Origin of the sequence: Streptomyces sp. RLB3-17, from assembly GCF_007113425.2 — a bacterium.
In the GTDB taxonomy this organism is placed as follows: Bacteria; Actinomycetota; Actinomycetes; order Streptomycetales; family Streptomycetaceae; genus Streptomyces; species Streptomyces mirabilis_D.
Window position 1 is genome coordinate 4,313,203 of sequence record NZ_CP041610.2, and the last position, 17,320, is coordinate 4,330,522.

The 17,320-nt window shown below is 71.0% G+C and carries 18 protein-coding genes; 3 read left to right on the top strand and 15 right to left on the bottom strand.

Going from position 1 to position 17,320, the window contains the following annotated elements; translation table 11 throughout:
* Window positions 1-13 precede the first annotated feature (13 nt).
* Both FNV62_RS19800 and FNV62_RS19805 read right to left on the bottom strand, forming a co-directional pair.
* Window positions 14-1,387 (bottom strand): sigma-70 family RNA polymerase sigma factor, encoded by a 1,374-nt coding sequence (locus FNV62_RS19800; RefSeq protein ID WP_205522255.1) that lies wholly within the window; start codon window positions 1,385-1,387, stop codon window positions 14-16.
* Window positions 1,388-1,449: 62 nt separating this feature from the next.
* Window positions 1,450-2,403, bottom strand: a complete 954-nt coding sequence (locus FNV62_RS19805; protein WP_225900305.1) for an EamA family transporter — start codon at window positions 2,401-2,403, stop codon at window positions 1,450-1,452.
* A gap of 126 nt (window positions 2,404-2,529) precedes the next feature.
* Here FNV62_RS19805 and FNV62_RS19810 point away from each other — a divergent pair, with 126 nt between their 5' ends.
* Entirely contained in the window at window positions 2,530-3,027 is a 498-nt protein-coding gene (locus FNV62_RS19810; RefSeq protein ID WP_060900742.1) for a MarR family winged helix-turn-helix transcriptional regulator, read from the top strand.
* Between the two features lie 36 nt (window positions 3,028-3,063).
* On the opposite strand, the gene FNV62_RS55710 is transcribed toward FNV62_RS19810, so the two are convergent.
* Window positions 3,064-3,924, bottom strand: coding sequence for a hypothetical protein (locus FNV62_RS55710; protein WP_225900306.1), 861 nt, complete (start codon window positions 3,922-3,924; stop codon window positions 3,064-3,066).
* Between the two features lie 248 nt (window positions 3,925-4,172).
* Complete coding sequence (locus FNV62_RS19820) at window positions 4,173-5,678, bottom strand: FAD-dependent monooxygenase (RefSeq protein WP_225900307.1); 1,506 nt, start codon at window positions 5,676-5,678, stop codon at window positions 4,173-4,175.
* 113 nt (window positions 5,679-5,791) lie between these two features.
* Here FNV62_RS19820 and FNV62_RS19825 point away from each other — a divergent pair, with 113 nt between their 5' ends.
* The gene (locus FNV62_RS19825; RefSeq protein WP_097284752.1) at window positions 5,792-6,385 is read left to right on the top strand and encodes a TetR family transcriptional regulator; all 594 of its coding nucleotides are present in this window, start codon (window positions 5,792-5,794) and stop codon (window positions 6,383-6,385) included.
* Between the two features lie 136 nt (window positions 6,386-6,521).
* Here FNV62_RS19825 and FNV62_RS19830 read toward each other — a convergent pair whose 3' ends face one another.
* The 8 genes from FNV62_RS19830 to FNV62_RS19865 all read right to left on the bottom strand — a co-directional run bounded on the left by FNV62_RS19830 (window position 6,522) and on the right by FNV62_RS19865 (window position 14,048).
* The gene (locus tag FNV62_RS19830; RefSeq protein ID WP_054231770.1) at window positions 6,522-6,761 is read right to left on the bottom strand and encodes a hypothetical protein; all 240 of its coding nucleotides are present in this window, start codon (window positions 6,759-6,761) and stop codon (window positions 6,522-6,524) included.
* A 91-nt stretch (window positions 6,762-6,852) separates the two neighbouring features.
* Window positions 6,853-9,066 (bottom strand): 4-alpha-glucanotransferase, encoded by a 2,214-nt coding sequence (gene malQ, locus FNV62_RS19835; protein ID WP_144315468.1) that lies wholly within the window; start codon window positions 9,064-9,066, stop codon window positions 6,853-6,855.
* The gene (locus FNV62_RS19840) at window positions 9,067-9,306 is read right to left on the bottom strand and encodes a hypothetical protein (protein ID WP_054231771.1); all 240 of its coding nucleotides are present in this window, start codon (window positions 9,304-9,306) and stop codon (window positions 9,067-9,069) included.
* A gap of 242 nt (window positions 9,307-9,548) precedes the next feature.
* On the bottom strand, window positions 9,549-10,292 hold the full coding sequence (locus FNV62_RS19845; protein ID WP_054231772.1) for an ATP-binding cassette domain-containing protein: 744 nt from the start codon (window positions 10,290-10,292) through the stop codon (window positions 9,549-9,551).
* A complete protein-coding gene (locus FNV62_RS19850) occupies window positions 10,289-10,867 on the bottom strand; it encodes a hypothetical protein (RefSeq protein WP_054231773.1) in 579 nt (192 codons plus the stop codon). The genes FNV62_RS19845 and FNV62_RS19850 overlap by 4 nt, the downstream gene beginning before the upstream one ends.
* Window positions 10,864-11,856: a hypothetical protein gene (locus FNV62_RS19855; protein ID WP_143655022.1), complete on the bottom strand. Its 993-nt coding sequence runs from the start codon at window positions 11,854-11,856 to the stop codon at window positions 10,864-10,866. Before FNV62_RS19855 ends, FNV62_RS19850 begins: the two co-directional genes overlap by 4 nt.
* 357 nt (window positions 11,857-12,213) lie before the next feature.
* Window positions 12,214-12,636: a hypothetical protein gene (locus FNV62_RS19860; RefSeq protein WP_143601655.1), complete on the bottom strand. Its 423-nt coding sequence runs from the start codon at window positions 12,634-12,636 to the stop codon at window positions 12,214-12,216.
* 875 nt (window positions 12,637-13,511) lie between these two features.
* Complete coding sequence (locus tag FNV62_RS19865) at window positions 13,512-14,048, bottom strand: HNH endonuclease (RefSeq protein WP_054231776.1); 537 nt, start codon at window positions 14,046-14,048, stop codon at window positions 13,512-13,514.
* A 258-nt stretch (window positions 14,049-14,306) separates the two neighbouring features.
* Between FNV62_RS19865 and FNV62_RS19870 the strand changes: the two genes are divergently transcribed.
* On the top strand, window positions 14,307-15,431 hold the full coding sequence (locus FNV62_RS19870; protein WP_179858535.1) for a mechanosensitive ion channel family protein: 1,125 nt from the start codon (window positions 14,307-14,309) through the stop codon (window positions 15,429-15,431).
* A gap of 149 nt (window positions 15,432-15,580) precedes the next feature.
* Here the strand turns inward: FNV62_RS19870 and FNV62_RS19875 are convergent, their stop codons facing one another.
* The 3 genes from FNV62_RS19875 to FNV62_RS19885 form a co-directional block, all read right to left on the bottom strand.
* The gene (locus FNV62_RS19875) at window positions 15,581-15,889 is read right to left on the bottom strand and encodes a hypothetical protein (protein WP_143608109.1); all 309 of its coding nucleotides are present in this window, start codon (window positions 15,887-15,889) and stop codon (window positions 15,581-15,583) included.
* Window positions 15,882-16,457: a hypothetical protein gene (locus FNV62_RS19880; RefSeq protein ID WP_097284759.1), complete on the bottom strand. Its 576-nt coding sequence runs from the start codon at window positions 16,455-16,457 to the stop codon at window positions 15,882-15,884. The genes FNV62_RS19875 and FNV62_RS19880 overlap by 8 nt, the downstream gene beginning before the upstream one ends.
* A gap of 593 nt (window positions 16,458-17,050) precedes the next feature.
* Window positions 17,051-17,299, bottom strand: coding sequence for a hypothetical protein (locus FNV62_RS19885; RefSeq protein WP_143601656.1), 249 nt, complete (start codon window positions 17,297-17,299; stop codon window positions 17,051-17,053).
* Window positions 17,300-17,320 lie beyond the last annotated feature (21 nt).

Genomic DNA, 17,320 nt, shown 5'->3' on the forward strand with positions numbered 1-17,320 from the left:
CACCGTCTCTCACTCATCGGTCGGCGGGCAGCCGCAGCGGCAGTCCGAACGCCGGGAAGAGATGCGGCTCGAAGGAGGTGATCTCCACGATCCGGTCGCCCTCGACACGGAGGACGTCGAGGACCTGCGCGCGGTAGACGGTCGTACCCGGGCGCCGGACGTACCCCCCGGCCGCGAGCTGTCCGTTGGCGCGGGCGGGCAGGTGGCGCCAGTGGCCGAGGAACATCGGGGAGGCCGGGTCGAGGCTGACGGACAGGAACTCGACGAGCGCCTCGCGGCCGACGAACCAGAACGGGTTCGGCGGCATGGTGAGCGTGATGTCCTCGCTGAGCAGGGTGGCGACCTCGGTGAGGTCGAGGCGTTCGGCGGCGGCCATGTAACGCGCCAGGATCTCGCGCTCACGGACGTCCGCCTCCGCGGTCCACTCGGCGCGACGGCGGGGCAGGTGGTCGCGCAGGGTGGGCCGGGCCCGTTGCAGCGCGCTGTTGACCGAGGCGACCGTCATGTCCAGTACCGCGGCGGTCTCCGCGGCGGCCAGCCCCAGGACGTCGCGCAGGACGAGGACCGCGCGCTGGCGGGGCGGCAGATGCTGGATCGCGGCGAGGAAGACGAGCTCCAGGGTCTCCCGGGAGACCGCGAGCGCGTCGGGCTGCTCTTCGGTCGAGGGCAGGTCGTCGTCGGGGTAGGGCTGGAGCCAGGTGACGCGGGCCGGGGGCTCGGCGCCGCCGTGGTTCATCCCGGGCAGCGGCTCGTACCGCTGCGGGCGGCGCGCCGTGCGCCGCTGGAAGTCCAGGCAGGCGTTGGTGGCGATCCGGTACAGCCACGTCCGTACGCTCGCCCGCCCCGCGAACCCGTCCCGGGCCCGCCAGGCCCGCAGGAACGTCTCCTGCACGAGGTCCTCGGCATCGTCGTACGAGCCCGACATCCGGTAGCAGTGCACGCGCAGTTCGCGCCGGTAGGACTCGACGAGCGCGGCGAAGTCGCTCTCCGCGAGGGCCACTTCCGTAACGGGGCCGGTCGTGACGAGATCCACCGCGCCGGGCTCGCCCATGACGGGCTCGTCCAAGACGGGCTCCTCCGTCACGGGGTCCGCCGTACCGGGACCTGCCGTGTCGCGGGCCGTCCGGGCGATGCGCCGCAGCCGTCCCACGGAGGCGGCCAGCTCGCTCACCCCGGAGTAGAAGACGGCGGGCGGCGCCGGGACCAGCTCACGGACCTGCCGCCCGACCTCCTCGATGAGCCCCTGGGCGGTGTCCGAGGGCGCCGCCCGCCGCTCCCGGTACGCCCTCTGCCGACAGGCGGCCGAGCAGTACACGGAACTCCGCCCCTTGCGCCCGGTCCGCCCGGCCAGCGGCTTCCCGCACCCAGGACACACGCCGTCGACCACAGGAACCTCCAGGAATCGCGGAATCGGGGGAGTGGGGGATCGGGGCATGGGGAATCGGGGAATTACGTCACGCGCGGACGACGTGACGTTATCGCCGCTCCCCCAGCCCCGCAGCCACCTCCCGCAAAGCCTCCGACGGGAGCCGGCCGCCCGCCACGCGGCCCGACCTGGCCGAGCACCGTCGCCCCGAACGCCAGTACCATCCCCGCCACCTGCACCGGCGTCAGCGACTGCCCCAGCGCCGCCCAGCCGATGACGGCCGCGGTCAGCGGTGACAGCGGGCCGAGGAAGGTGACCTGGGTGGCGCTGAGCCGGCCGATGCCCCGGAACCAGAGCCAGTACGCCACCGCCGTGTTCGCCAGCGCGAGGTACAGGTATCCGCCGACCGCCCGGCCGTCCAGCGCGGGCGGCGCGCCCTCGACCAGGAGGGCGACAGGGACGATCAGCAGCCCGCCCGCCGTCAACTGCCAGGCGGTGAGCGCCAACGGACCGACCCCGTCCGGCCGGCCCCACCGCTTGGTGAGCACCGTGCCGGTGGACATCGACGCGGTCGCGGCGAGCGCCGCGAGGACCCCGACCGCGTCCAGCGCGCCCGCCGCCTGCAGCACGACGAGGCTGACACCGAGGGCCGCGGCAATACCGGTGAGGAGCGTCCGCAGGGTCGGGCGGTCACCGAGCAGCAGCGCCGCGAGGCCCGCGACGAACAGCGGCCCGACCGAGCCGACGACCGCCGCCATGCCGCCGGGCAGCCGATACGCGGAGAGGAACAGCAGTGGAAAGAAGGCGCCGATGTTCAGCGCGCCCAGCAGCGCCGCCTTCCCCCACCAGGCGCCGCGCGGCAGCACCCGGGCCAGCGCGAGGAGCAGCAGCCCGGCGGGCAGGGCGCGCATCACCCCGGTGAACAGGGGGCGGTCGGCGGGGAGGAACTCCGTGGTGACGGCGTAGGTGCTGCCCCAGGAGATGGGGGCCAGCGCGGTCAGGGCTATGAGGGCGGGACGGTTCGCGTTCGCGGCCATGGTGAGCACCCGATTCCAAAGTAGGTCAATGGAAAGTAGCTTAGCTCCAAGTGACTTATGGTCAAGCTACTTCCTCGTCAGCTACTTTCTTGCGGGCAATCGACCCCTCGGCGGATACTCGCCCCCATGAAGACGCCCCAGGACCCGGTCGACGCGATCATCGAGCAGTGGGCCACCGTCCGGCCGGACCTCGACACCGCCGCGATGGAGGTCTTCGGCCGCGTCTTCCGGCTCGCCCGCACGATGGGCGACCGGATGGAGAAGGCGTACGCGCCCTACGGGATCTCGCGCGGGGAGTTCGACGTGCTCGCGACCCTGCGTCGCTCGGACGCCCCGTACACCCTCTCGCCCCGGCAGCTCTCGGCGACGCTCATGCTCACCACCGGCGGCATGACCGGGCGCCTGGACAAGCTGGAGCGCGCGGGGCTGCTACGGCGCTCCCCCGACCCGCACGACCGGCGCGGACTCCAGGTGACGCTCACGGACAAGGGGCTGCGGCTCATCGACGAGGCCGTCGGCGCGGGACTCGCCGTCCAGACGGAGGCCCTGGCCCACCTCGACGAGGAACGAGCCGGTCAACTGGCCGCCCTGTTGCGCGAGTTGCTGATGGGCGCCGGAGCCTAGGGTCTCGGCGGGCCCCCGAGCCCGGCCCGGAGGGCCTCAGCCCGCCGCGGCGACCCGGCTCGACCTGACGCGTATCACGGTGAGCCGCCCCAGGACCTGAGCCAGCGCCATCAGCAGCAGCGCGGCGGTCCAGGCGGCGGAACCGGTGATCAGGTTGTCCTGGCTGAACCGCGCCAGGCTCCCGGAACCGCCATGAGTGGCCCAGTACTCGAATCCGGCGCGCGAGGCCATGCCGACGATCCACAGGAGCGCGGCGAGTGCCCCGGCGCGGGCGAACGCGATCCCGTCCGAGGCGCGGCTCAGCCGGGTGGCCGCGCCACAGGCGACGCCCAGGACCGCGCCGGCGACGACACCGGCGATGTCGAGTCCGACGTCGTGCCCTTGGGTCGGGAAGGACTTGAGGTAATAGGCGGCTGCGGCGGCGACGGCCGCGAGCGGCAGCAGCGTGTGGTGCAGCGTCTGCCGGACGCCTCGGATCTGCGGGATCACGAGGAGGATGAGGGATGCGGAGATCACGTAGTCGGTCGTCGTCATGCCCATGAGCTTGCGCTTCACGACGCGGAACCACCTCGGCTCCAGGGTGGAGCCGAGGGTGGGTTTCCGCCTCAACCCACGGGTTGAGATCCAGGATCCGTCTTCAGTGATCCTTGGATGAGGGTGGCGCCACTGGCCGGGGTCGCCGTCGCCCCGCTGGTCGTCGCAGTCGTAGTACACGTACTGATCGATGTCCAGCGACGCCCCGGCCCGGGCGAGCCAGGCCAGCAGGGCCGCGCCCAGGAAGATGCCCTCCGGCTCCCGCTTCGGGGCGGGTCCGGTCGCCGCGGCCGTGCCCGCACCTACAGTCAGGCACAAGGCGGTCGCGAGCGTGACGATCTTCTGTTTTACGTGCAGGTACATGCGTTCCTCAGGGCGCGGACCCCCAGGCGTCGTTCGACGGCGCGGGTCCGCGCTTCCCCCGGGCGGTCGAACCACCCTCGTGTTGCGTATACGTCAAACGCATGGCCGAAATCACCGTAAACCGTTACCAACGGTCATGCTCAACTCAGCGTCCCACGCGGTGGCATACCGCTCCCGACGCGGTGTTGAGATGCCGGCGTTTCCACGGAGCGGCGGTCACCCTCGCGTCACTCCCGCCCCGGGCAAGGTCAGTTCGAAGACGGATCCTCGCCCAGCGCCGCCGCCAACGCCCGCTCGACGGCCGCCGCGTCGGGGGATTCGGCGGCCCAGGCCACGTATCCGTCGGGCCGCACCAGCAGGGTCGTACGCCGGTCGCTCGCCCAGCTCTCCACGGCGAGACGGTCCTTGCGGCCCTTGAGGTCGTCCAGGCCGTACGCCCGGACGGCCGCCGTCGGTGCGACGAGGACGAACCGGCCGCCGCGCAGGGCCTCGTAGAGGCGGCCGCCCTTCAGAGTGACATCGGGGGCCCGGGTGCCGACGAGGGCGTGCGAGCCGCGCGGGGCCCGGTAGGCGAAGCCGATGCCGGTGATCTGGCCCGCCGCCTTCCGGCGCACGGGGCCGACGCCGTTGAGGACCGTGGTGAGCACGGAGCGCAGCGCCAGCGTCCAGGGGTACTTGGCCATCGCGAGCCGGACGATCCCGCCGCTGCTGCGCAGCACCGCCTTGCCGACGGGGTGGCGCTCGGCCTGGTAGGTGTCCAACAAGTCCGTGTCCGCATGGCCGTTGACGACCAGCGCGAGCTTCCAGCTGAGGTTCGCCGCGTCCTGGAGGCCGGTGTTCATGCCCTGCCCGCCGGCCGGGGTGTGGACATGGGCGGCGTCACCGGCGAGGAAGACCCTCCCGACCCGGTACGCGGGCGCCTGGCGCTCGTCGCTGTGGAAGCGGGACATCCAGCGGGCGTCGTGCATGCCGTAGTCATGGCCGAGGGAGAGCCGGACGATCTCCTTGACCTCGTCGAGTTCGAGCGGCGCGCTGTCGGGGACGTCGCGACCGCGGTGCCAGCCGATCACACGGTAGTAGCCGTCGCCGAAGGGCACCATGAAGGCGAAGGCGTCGCCGACGGCGTTGGCGGTGAGGATCGACTCCGGCTCCTCGGCGAGCAGGACGTCGGCGAGGACGACGGACCGGATGACCGACTTCCCGGGGAACGGCAGCCCCACCGCCTCACGCACCGCGCTGCGCATCCCGTCCGCCCCGACCACGTACGCGGCCGCCATCTCCCCCGCCGCCCCGTCCGCACCGCGGACTTCGAGCGTGACGCCCGCCGCGTCCTGGCGCAGTCCGGTCACCTCGGTCTCGTACACGAACCGCACCCCGGCCTCGACCGCCCGCCGCTCCAACGCCCGCTCCACCTCGTACTGCGGGATCACGAGCAGGTGGTTGAAGCGGGAGGGGAGCGTGTCGAGGGCGACGGAGAGCCCGCCGAAGAGGCGGATGCGGTCGACGGTCCGGCCGTGACTCTCCAGCTCGTCGGCGAGACCGCGGGCGTCGAGCTGCTCCAGGGTGCGGGCGTGCAGGACGAAGGCGCGGGAGAGGTTGCTGATCCCGTGCGGGCGCTTCTCGACGAGGGTGACGGGGACACCGGCGGCGGCGAGGTCCCCGGCCAGCAGGAGGCCGGTGGGGCCGGAGCCGACGACGATCACGTGCCGGGACCCGTTGGTGCCGTTCACCTTGCCGTTCGTCTTGCCGTTCATGGCGGCCTCCTGATGCCAACGTCCGTTGGTCAACATTTGTTGGCCAACGCTTGTTTACCAAGATAGGGAGCCCGCTCTGGACTGTCAACAACTGTTGGCCTACGGTTGTTGGCATGCCCGACAAGGAACTCCCCGCACCCGCCGCGTCCCCCGCGGCCCGCCGTTCGGACACCACCCGCACCGCCATCCTCACCGCCGCGCGCGAACGCTTCGCCGCCGACGGCTACGAGCGCGCCACGATCCGCTCGATCGCCAAGGACGCACGGATCGATCCGTCGATGGTGATGCGGTACTACGGCTCGAAGGAAGGACTGTTCGCCGCGGTCCTCGACGTCGACCTGCGGCTGCCGGACCCGGTCGGGCTGGACCCGCACGAGGTGGGCCGCGCCCTGGTGGGCCACTTCCTCGACCTCTGGGAGGAGAACGAGGTCCTCACCGTGCTGCTCCGGGTCGGCGTGACCAATCCGGACGGCGCCGCGCGCATGCAGGGCATCTTCCGGGACCAGCTCATGCCGGTCGCGCTGCGCGTGTGCCCCGACCCGGAGCAGGCGCCGGCACGGGCCGCGCTGACCGCCTCACAGGTGCTGGGCATGGCGATGGCCCGCTACGTCCTGCGATTCCCGCCCGCCGTCGCGCTGCCCCGCGAGGAGGTCGTGGCGTGGCTGGCGCCGACGGTGCAGCGGTATCTCACGGCGCCGCATCCGTAACGGGCCCCGAAAGCCCGTCGAGGGACTCCGAAAACACGTCGAGGGAGTCCCCACACCCGGTAGGTGCGCGGACTCCCTCGGTCGAGAAGGATCCAGGCCTCGGCGCGCGGCCGGGGCTCCAGGAAGCGAGCCGGAATCAGGTCCGCTTCGGCTGCTTGTCGGACTTGTCCAGGACCATCACGAGGCCCGCGATGACCAGGAACAGGACGATCGGCGTCACGACGTAGAGGCCGAGCGTTTCGATCACGCTCAGGCCCTTGCCGGGGTCGTCACCGTCGTCGCGGGTCAGCGCGAGCGCGGGGGACGACATGAGCAGCATCATCAGCGTCGTACCGGAAGCCAGGGCGCCGGCGCGCAGGGCGTTCTTCTTGTCCACGGTGCAAACGTAGCGAACACCTGAATGAGTCGCGCGCCCGGGGTGCCGTACGGAGGCCGCACCCCCGCCCGGACGCCCCGCTCACGCCCGCTCACACGCCTCCGTCACGCCCACGCGCACTCCCACCCTCACCCCGGCCATCGCTGCGGCGGTCATCGCTCCCGCGGCCATCACGTCCACCGCGACCCCCGGACCGTCCCCGCAGCACGTCGATCAGCGCGTACAGCCGGGGCGAGGCCGCCAGTTCCTCCAGGGTCACCGGGCGGCCTTCCGCGTCGGCGATGGGCAGCCGCCAGTTCGGGTACTGGTCCCACGTGCCCGGCAGGTTCTGCGGACGCCGGTCGCCGACCGTGTCCGGGAGCCACACGCCGATCATGCGGGCCGGGGTGCGCAGCAGGAAGCGGTGCACGGCCTGGATCTCGGCCTCCTCCGACACCGCCGAACCCGCGTCGCCCGCCCCGTGCAGCAGCCCCAGGCGGGCGAGCAGCGCCAGCCACTCCCCCGTGTCCGCCGTGGCCGCGGTCCGCTCGTCCTCCAGGGAGCCGGTCAGCAGGCCGAGCCGGTCGCGGAGTTCGACGTGGTCGCCGGTGAGCCGGGAGGCGGTGGGCGGCAGGTCGTGGGTGGTGGCGGTGGCCAGGCAGTCGGGGCGCCAGCGCTCGGGGGGCAGGGGCTTCCCGTCGCCGTCCCAGTCCCGTTCGAACCACAGCACCGAGGTGCCGAGCACCCCGCGCTCGTGCAGCGTCTCGCGTACGCCGGGCTCGACCGTGCCGAGGTCCTCGCCGATCACCAGGGCCCCGGCCCGCGAGGCCTCCAGGGTCAGGATCGCGAGCATCGCCTCGGCGTCGTAGCGGACGTACGTGCCCTCGGTGGGCGGCTGTCCCTGCGGCACCCACCAGAGCCGGAACAGGCCCATCACATGGTCGATGCGCAGGGCGCCCGCGTGCCGGAGGAGGGCGCGCAGGAGGCGGCGGTACGGGGCGTAGCCCGAGGCGGCGAGGCGGTCCGGGCGCCAGGGCGGCAGGCCCCAGTCCTGGCCGCGTGCGTTGAAGGCGTCCGGGGGCGCGCCGACGGACATGCCCGCCGCGAAGTACTCCTGCTGCGCCCAGGCGTCGGCTCCGCCGGGATGCACTCCGACCGCGAGGTCGTGCACGAGGCCCACCGCCATCCCGGCGTCGCGCGCGGAGCGCTGGGCGGTGGCGAGCTGGGCGTCGGTGAGCCAGGCGAGGCGGCTGTGGAAGTCGACGCGGTCCATCAACTCGCCGCGGGCGCGGGCCGTCGCGGGTGAGCGCGGGGCACGCAGGCCCACCGGCCACCGCTGCCACTCGGGGCCGTACGCCTCGGCGAGCGCGCACCAGGTGGCGTGGTCCTCCAGCGCCTCGCCCTCCTCGGCGAGGAAGTCGACGTAGGCGGCGCGTCGGCCGGGGCCGAGCGGCACTTCGTGCACCAGTTCCAGCGCTTCGCGCTTGAGCTCCCACACGGCGTCGCGGTCGATCAACGCGCCCTTGTGGAGCACGGATTCGCGCAGTCGCTCGGCGCGCTCCAGCAGCGTCCCCACCCGGCCCGGGTCGTCGACGTGGGCGAACTCGGGGATGTCCTCGACCCGCAGATGGACCGGGTCGGGGAAGCGGCGGGAGGAGGGCCGGTACGGGGAGGGGTCGGTGGGGGTGCCGGGTACGGCCGCGTGCAGGGGGTTGACCTGCACGAATCCGGCGCCGAGCGCCCGGCCGGCCCAGGCGGTGAGTTCGGCGAGGTCGCCGAGGTCGCCCATGCCCCAGGAGCGCCGGGAGAGGAGGGAGTAGAGCTGGACGAGGAGTCCGTACGTGCGTCCGGGCGGCGCGGGCAGCCGGGCGGGGGCGGCGACGAGGTGGGCCTCGGCGGTGCGGCCGTCGGGGGCGGTGGCGTGCAGGGTGTGGACGCCGGGCGGGAGCTGCTCGGCGGCTGCGCGGGTCTCGCCCTGTTCGGTGGTGATGCGCAGCCGGGTGCCGGTCGGCAGTCCGGCGAGCGCGGCGGGCGGGCTGCCGCCCCAGCACACCACCGTCGGTGGCAGCAGCCGCTCCCGCGTCTCGGCCTCCCTGGCGGCGAGGGCCGCACGGACGGCGTCCGGGGTGCTCGCGTCGACGCCGAGCGCCGCCAGGGCCGCGACGACCGCGGTGTCCGTGGCCGCGACCGTACGGTCGGGGGAGGGGCTGTAGGAGGTGGCGACGCCGTGCAGTGCGGCGAGCCGCGCCAGCGGTGCGTGCGGGTCGGGAGGGCCGGCCGGCGAGGAGCCGGTGGGCGACGGGTCCGCGGGCGGGCGAGGCGCCATCTATACCCCCGAGATGTCCGTGGCGGCGCCGGTGGAGACGGGCTCGCTGGTCAGGTGCGCGGCGTCGGCCAGCGGCGGTTCACTGGTCAGCGGCTCGGCGTCGGGGAGGGGAGGTTCGCTGGTCAGCGGCGGTTCGACGGAGGCGCCCTCGGCGCTGAAGACGCACACGTGGGGCTCGACGGAGGGCTCCGTCGGGCGTTTGGAAAGGGCCGAGAGCAGAAGGTGTGCCGATGCGGCCACGGGGGCCTCCTTGTCGTGTACGTCGCGTACGGGACGGGCGGGTTACCGCAGCCCTACCCAGCGGACGCCCCGGCAGACGTACACGGACGAACAACGTGCTTCTGGTCACATTCCGCCCCTGCGCGAGCCCGCCGGCGTGATGCGTCCAGTTTGTGCCACATATCCCCTATTGAATTGACTTGAATTGACCTATCCCGCCTGCGGGAAGGGAGCGGTCGCAAGCGGCTGTCGCCGCTGGAGGGTCAAGCGGCGACGCCCCGGCTTCTGAGCAGTTCGGTGTACGCGGCTTCGGCGGCGCGTCCGGCGAGGGTTCCGGGCGGGGTGTGCGTCAGGAAGGTGTCGGTGTTCCCGTGGTGGAGGACCGTCCCCCCGTACATGACGGTGACGTGGTCCGCCTCCTCGGCGAGGTCGGCGACGTCGTGCGTGGACAGCAGGACCCGCACGTCGCCGGTCAGGCCGCGCAGGATGTCGCGGAACACGCGGCGCTGGTAGGGGTCCATGCCGGCGGTGGGCTCGTCCAGCAGCAGGACCCGCGCTCCGTGCACGAGTGCCCCCGCGACGCCGACACGCCGCAGCTGGCCGCCGGAGAGCCGGTTCGTGCGGGTGTCGGTCTGGTCGGCCAGCTCCACCTTCAGGAGGGCCTTGCGGGCCTGCTTCCAGGCGTCGGCGCGGTTCATGCCCTTGAGCCAGCCGATGTAGGCGACGTACTCACGCGCCGTGAGCGTGGGCATGGGCACGATGTCCTGCGGCATCCAGGCGACAGCCCGCCGGTACGCCGACGTGCCCGCCGACCCGCCGTCCAGGGTCACGCGTCCCTTCTGCGGTGTGGTCACCGAGGCCGCGAGCTTCAGCAGGGTGGATTTGCCGGCGCCGTTGGGACCGAGCAGGACGGTGAGGCCGTCCGGCAGGGCGTAGGAGAAGTCCTCCAGGACCGGCCGCTTCCAGCGCCGGTAGCCGTAGGTGCAGTTGCTGAGTTCGAGTGTCACGCTGTTTTCCTCGACGAACGGATCTGGGCGGCAAGGCCGATGGCGAACACCGCCAGGGAGGCGGCTGCCGCATACGGGTTGTCCGCGGGGAGCGCGATGACGGTCCAGAGGTGCGGCACGTTCCCTCGGAACCCCACGAGTACGACGGTGAGCAGCCAGCCCACTGGGACCATCACCGCCGTCTGGCCCGCCCATGCCCGTCCGAGCAGCATCAGGCCGGTCAGGAACACCGCGTTGCGGCCCCCGGCCGTGGCCGCGGCCGAACCCTGCACGGAGGCGATGAGAACGCTGCACAGCACGGCCGCGGCCATGACCGTCGCGACGAGCCCGTTGTCGAGCCGTGTCATGGACCGGACGCCGGAAACCTCGGCCGCGGGAAGCCGAGATTCCAGAACCGCCATCAGGAAGGCGAGCAGCGGGACGGGGACGAACAGTGAGAGCGCGACCCGGGGGCTGCCGACGAGGGACGGCAGCAGCACCGTGGTGCCCTGCACCGCGTACAGTCCGGCCCCGAAGACAAGCAGGGCGAGCGGCAGCAGCAGGTGTCCCCGGCGGGCCTTGAACCACCACGTCACGAGGCCTTCGCCTCACAGGTGTCGAGCGTCCGCCTGATCCACTTGGCCTGATCGGCCCGCGGCTCGGCCAGCACCTTGGTGACGGTGGCCTCCACCTGCTTCTCCAGCTTCTGGGCCAGGGGATCCAGGCCCTCCTGCTCCCGGCGCTTCCGGTAGGCCTGCTCCTGGCCGGTCTTCAGGGCCCCCCACAGCCAGGCCGAGTGGGCGGAAAGGGCAGGGACCTGCTCACAGCGGAAATGCAGGGTTCGCACCATGATCTGATACACCGCGTCACCGCTCTGCACCGGTCCGGTCAGCTCCATCCGCCACACCGTGTCCGTGGAGGGCTTCTGCCGACGCCCGTCGACGTAGCTGTCGGTGATCAGACGTGGTTGCGCCGAGGTCGCCCCGGCGTCACGCAGCACGCGCAGCGCGTTCGCGGTGTCGCGCTGAACCTGCGGAAGCGCTCGCGAGTCGAACTCCGGTACGCACATGCGCGGCGCGCTGCCCACGCACTTCATCTCCACGTGCCCACCGGTGAGGGGCGGAGTGGCCGACCAGTCGACGGCTGTGCGGTAGGCCCCGAGGACACCGCCCACGGCCACCACGGCGGCGACCACGACCCGCAGCGCGCGCCACCCGTAGGGCAGCCACAGGATCATCAGCCCGACGGCTATGCCGCCGGCCAGCAGCACGGGCACCGCCGCCGTGACGAGGCTGGGCACCTCTCCGAAACCGAGGGTGTCGAACTGTCCGGAAACATGGCGGGGCCAGTAGGGCAGCACCGCCCTGGTGAAGGCGACGGTGATCCAGTCGGCCACAGCCAGGATCGGCGTGGCGATGACGCGGGGGATCCAGCAGCCGACGGCGAATCCGAGGACGGCGTGCGCGACGCACAGAACCATCCCGGCGAGCGGCAGCCGCAGGCTGTCGAGGGTCGGCGCGGTCGCCGATCGCGCCAGTGAGACCGCCGGGGGGAGCAGCAGGACGAGCCAGGACAGCACGATCACAGGAGCAAGGGCATTGGCCGCGATGCGGTAACGCGAACGGGCCGGCGCCAGCGCCCATATCCGGGCGCTCCTCAGACGTCCACTCTCCCAGCAGGCAAGTCCCGCTGCCGCCGCGTAAGCCAACGCATAGAGAGTTTGCAGCGGCTCCGCGACAAGGCTCGGCGCATAATGGTAATAGCTTGAGAGAGGGGCCGTTTCTCCTACCACATAGTAAAGGAACGTCAATAGGAGAATGACGGGGGCAGCCCATCGCACACTACCGCTGCGCAGACTGGTGCTGAATTTCATTGAGTCTCACTGAACCACTCGTCGGCCGGACAGGGGTGCCCTGACAGGGCACCCCTCAGAGCTGTAATGTCAGCCGTCGACCTTGGTGGTGTCCACGACGAGCTTGCTCACGCTGAGCTGCGGCCCGAAGGTGGATCCACCGATCTTCATGATCTGGAAGTAGTAGTCTCTCTTGCCGGACGGCAGGTCGGTCCACTCGCCGTTGCTGACGCCACCGTTGAAGCAGGCGGTGTACGTCTTGTTGTCGTACGCCTTGTCGGGCGCGAGAGAGATGTCGTTCCAGATCTGCACGTCGGTGCTCTTCGAGCCGTCGGTCGTGCAGCCGTGGAAGGTGATCTGCGAGTACAGCTCGTCCGACCAGCGACGGGACTCGAAGCCCACGCTCGCGGCAGTGATGGAGCTATCCCAGTTGGCCTCGGCGATGGGGGCCAGGGCAAGGGTGATCACAGCCGCCGTGCCGGCCACCATGGATATACGTGCACCACGCTTCATTTTTTACTCTCTCCTCGTAAAGCACGGGGAAAGGTAATCGTAAAGTAGAAAACGTCCACCCCCGTGCGTCTTCAGGGCTACCGCCCGAGATCCAAAGTTATCAGCGCTGATCATGAACGGTCAACCTTCCGTTTGCCTCACGGTGGTTGCATTCGCCTCGTCCATGTGCGTACGGGTTTGGATTCGTGGCCAGAAATATGCCGAGGTAGTCCACATTGACCTTGATGCCCCAACAGCCGCGGCGCGTTGAAGTAATCCCTGTCGGCGAGTCTGCGGCAGCAAAGAGGGAGGCGATCAATGCTGGTAATGGCGGAGCAAAGTTCGACTTTGCGCTCATCGCGACAGTGAAGGCGTCGAAGGCCGGCACAACCATGGCCCCAGATGGACGTCACGCCGGTTCGCCCGCGCAATTCCGACGGAGGGGGACGCACCGGTCCGCTCCATGATCAAAAGGATCTTCGAGCCGTACTCGTCCCGGCCGACGCACCCGCCGTGACCGCCGCCGTGCCCCTGCCTACCCGCCGCCGGGGGCCGGCCCCGCAGATCGCCGCCAGGGTGCCGCGGGCCGGTACTAGGCCGGGCCCGGCTCCTGAAATCGGCCCTGCCACTGCTGCGGCGCTCGGTGCACCCGGCGCAGCCGCGCTACGCCCGACCTGCGGGACACGGCCGTCGCGCCCTGCGCACCCGGCCGTCCTGCTTGCGTACACGGCCGTCCTGCCCTGCGGACACTGTCGTCCTGCCCTGCGGACACGGCCGGTTCCCCGGGAGGCACGGAGTCCTCCTGGGGAGCCGGAACGGGGCGGCGGGGATATCCGGGATGCCGCACGACGCACCAGGTCTTGTGGGCCGTACAAGCAACACGAAGGCCCGGATCGTCAGGCGGAAATGCCGTCGATCCGGGCCATCGCATCCTCCGCGCCGTACGGCTGCAGGTAGGGCAGCCAGCGCGGGTCCCTATGCCCCGTTCCGATGATGCGCCAGGCGAGCCCCGTCGGCGGGGCGGGTTTGTGGCGCAGGCGCCAGCCGATCTCGACCAGGTGGCGGTCGGCCTTGGTGTGGTTGCAGCGGCGGCATGATGCCACCACGTTGTCCCAGGCGTGCTGACCTCCGCGGGAGCGCGGGATGACGTGGTCGACGCTGGTTGCGACGCCACCGCAGTACATGCACCGGCCGCCGTCGCGGGCGAACAGTGCCCGACGGGTCAGCGGAACGGGCCCCCTGTAAGGGACCCGTACGAACCTCTTCAGCCGGACCACGCTGGGTGCGGGGACAGTAACGGTTTCGCTGTGCATAAAGGCGCCGGATTCCTCGAGGCAGATGGCCTTGTTCTCAAGGACGAGGACGAGCGCGCGGCGGAGCGGTACGACGCCGAGTGGCTCGTACGACGCGTTGAGGACCAGGACGTGCGGCACGGATGCCTCCTTGTACGCCGGCGGCGCGTGGCTCGCGCCGGGACGATCTGCAGTCAGTCTCCCCTCTTGCCTGGTGGAAGCGCCACCATGTCCCGGTAACGGGCTGGGAGTGTTTTCGACCACACCCTGTGTCATCCCCAGGTGAGTACGGTCTCTCCCTGGAACATTGCAACGATCCACACACGATGCCCCGTTAGTGTGGTGGTTCTGCCCGCCGCTGTCCTCACATGTCCCCGAGCCGCGGGCGGACCGCTACGCCTGGAGGTACCTGCCGTGTTCTTGACCGCCCTGTTGGCCTCGGGGTCCACCCCGTCGCCGTCCCCCTCGGCGACGACGGACCCGACGACCGCCACGCTTCAGGACGCCCAGCAGAGCGCGACCAACGCCGCCAGCTGGGTCGAGCAGAACTGGTCCACGTGGCTGGCGATCGGTCTGCGCGTCCTGTTGATCCTGGTGATCGCAGGGGTACTGAGAGTGGTGGTACGGCGGGCGATCACCAAGCTGATAGATCGCATGACCCGCACGGTCCAGGCGGTCGACGGCACGGCCCTGGGCGGCCTGCTGGTGAACGTCGAGCGCCGCCGGCAGCGCTCGCAGGCGATCGGCTCGGTCCTCCGCTCGGTCGCGTCCTTCCTGATCATGGGCACCGCCGCGCTGATGATCCTGGGCACGTTCCAGATCAACCTGGCCCCGCTGCTGGCCTCCGCCGGTGTCGCGGGTGTGGCGATCGGTTTCGGCGCCCGCAACCTGGTCACGGACTTCCTCTCCGGCGTCTTCATGATCCTTGAGGACCAGTACGGCGTCGGCGACACGATCGACGCGGGGGTCGCCTCCGGCGAGGTCATAGAGGTGGGCCTGCGCGTGACGAAGCTGCGCGGCGACAACGGCGAGATCTGGTACGTCCGCAACGGCGAGGTCAAGCGCATCGGCAACCTCTCCCAGGGCTGGGCCACGGCCGGCGTCGACGTCACGGTCCGCTCGAACGAGGACCTGGACAAGGTGAAGCGCACCCTCGACGAGGTCGCCGAGGCGATGACCAAGGAAGAGCCCTGGAACGAGCGCCTGTGGGGCCCGATCGAGGTCCTCGGCCTGGACAGCGTCCTGCTCGACTCGATGGTCGTCCGCCTCTCGGCGAAGACCATGCCCGGCAAGTCCCTCTCCGTCGAACGCGAACTCCGCTGGCGCGTCAAGCGCGCCTTCGACGCCGCGGACATCCGCATCGTCGGGGGCCCCACGGTGCCCCCGGAGGAGGAGCCCGTCGACCCGTCCGCCGCGGTGGCGGCCCCGTCGGTCCTCGGCAACCCTGCCTCCCCCCAGTCGGAGGCGACCGCCCCCATCCCGGCCCCCGCCTCGGCCCCGGCTCCGTCGAGCTCGCCGAAGTAGGCCCCGCCCGTACGCGTGAGGGGGCGGCACCCGGGTGTTCCGGGGGCCGCCCCCTCTCACGTAGGAGCAAGTCCACAGCTCCGGCATCAGCCATCGACGCACGTACGGCGATCTCGTCGACCGGCCGCTCGACCTCACATGCTCAGCCGTCAGCCGGTCCGCTCACGCCCCGTCGCGTAGAACGTCCCCACATAGGCGCGGGAAGGCAGGTCGCTCTCCCGCATGAGCGAGAAGACCTCGGCCCCCTCCCCCGGCGCCCCGTCCATCCGGAACGCCTCGGCGAAGCCGGTGTACTCGGTCTCCTCCAGCGCCGCGCAGTACTCGCCCGCCTCGGCCTCCGCGCAGCCGATGGCCTCGTCCGGGGAGCCGGCGGTCCACAGCGTCACCCGCTCCTCGTAGACGCCCAGTTCACGATGGCGGAAGACACACCGAACGCCGTACCACGACCGCTCATCCACGGACGGTCCCGGACTCCAGCCCGGTCGCCCCGGCTATCTGGCACACCGCGGCGAACGAGGACCCCTTGCCCAGTCCGGCCACCCCCAGAAGTCCCTCACCGTCCCGGACGTCGAGGACGACGTCTCCCGAGGGCGCGTCGAAGGACATCGATCCCCAGACGGACTGCTTCCCCCGCCCGGGACGCCACCGGAAGTGGATCTCCTCCTGGCCCTTCTCGGCGACGAGGAACACCCGCTCCGATGCCGCCAGCTTTTCGCGGACCCGCTCCTGCCACCCGTCCGAGACCGGCACCGGGCGCAGTACGTGCGTCTGCCGGTCGTCCAGCGCCTCGGCGGAGAGCGGGATGCCGGTCGCACCGGCCCGCCGCCGCAGCGACCACACCCCGACGACCGCCACCGCGAACGTGAGGATCCCCCATGTCAGAGGACTGAAGACCAGTTCCCCGCTCACGGAATCCCAAGTGAGACCGTCGTTCACAAGGTCGATGAACGTCATGATGAGCGCCAACGGCACACACTGGGCCGCGGCCACGCGCCAGCAAGCCATCAGCAACTTCACGAGCTTCATGAGCGAGGCCCCCGCCCCGCCCCACCCCGCACCAAACGGTTCACTCTCATGTGGCCGGATCCTATGAACAAGAACCTGTGAAGGTGACCGGATATCGATCCCGCCGCCATCCCCCTCCGGCGTCACATCACCGTCCCCAACGGCGCAGATCACCCCAAAGCCTCACACCCACTCCCACCTGCGCATCTGCCGATCGTGACGAAGCCGTGATGCGTCCGGAGCACACCCTCGAAATGCGGAACGAGATGGGCCGGACGACGCCCCGAGCTGCACCACGACGTCCACGACCGCCACGACGGTCACGCAGTCCTGCGCCGAGGTCATCGCCCTCGCGCCCCAGGACTACCTCTACGACGCGGCGGACGCCGGTGCCTGGAAGGTGGCCGGTGTCTACGGCCGCACCACCACGGACAACGACGACTCCGGTGACCACATCAGCTCGGCTACAGCTACGACATGTCGGGCGGCCTCGGCAACACCCAGGTCAAGGTTCGCGGGCACGTCCACCACGGCCACGGCCACGGGCGACCACGTCGACGTGAAGTAACCGAGAACGGGCCCTCCCCCGACTCACTCCAAGTCGCCCCTCCCCCTCACAGGTTCCGGTAGGACCGCAGCCTTCCCGCATCCCACTCCACGATCTCCAGGACGTCGTCCGCGTACCCCTTCGCTTCGGGGCCCTGGGCGTTGAGAAATGCCCGGTAGACGAGCCAGAGCCCGTCGCGGACGGTCTCGAAGCAGCGCAGCTGAAGACTGGACTCGACCGAGTCGCCATCCTCCTCGCCGGCAACGAGCCCCAGGAGCAACCGCAGTAGTTCCTGTTCCGCACGCGCGAGACTCACCTCGTCGCCCCCTTCACTCCT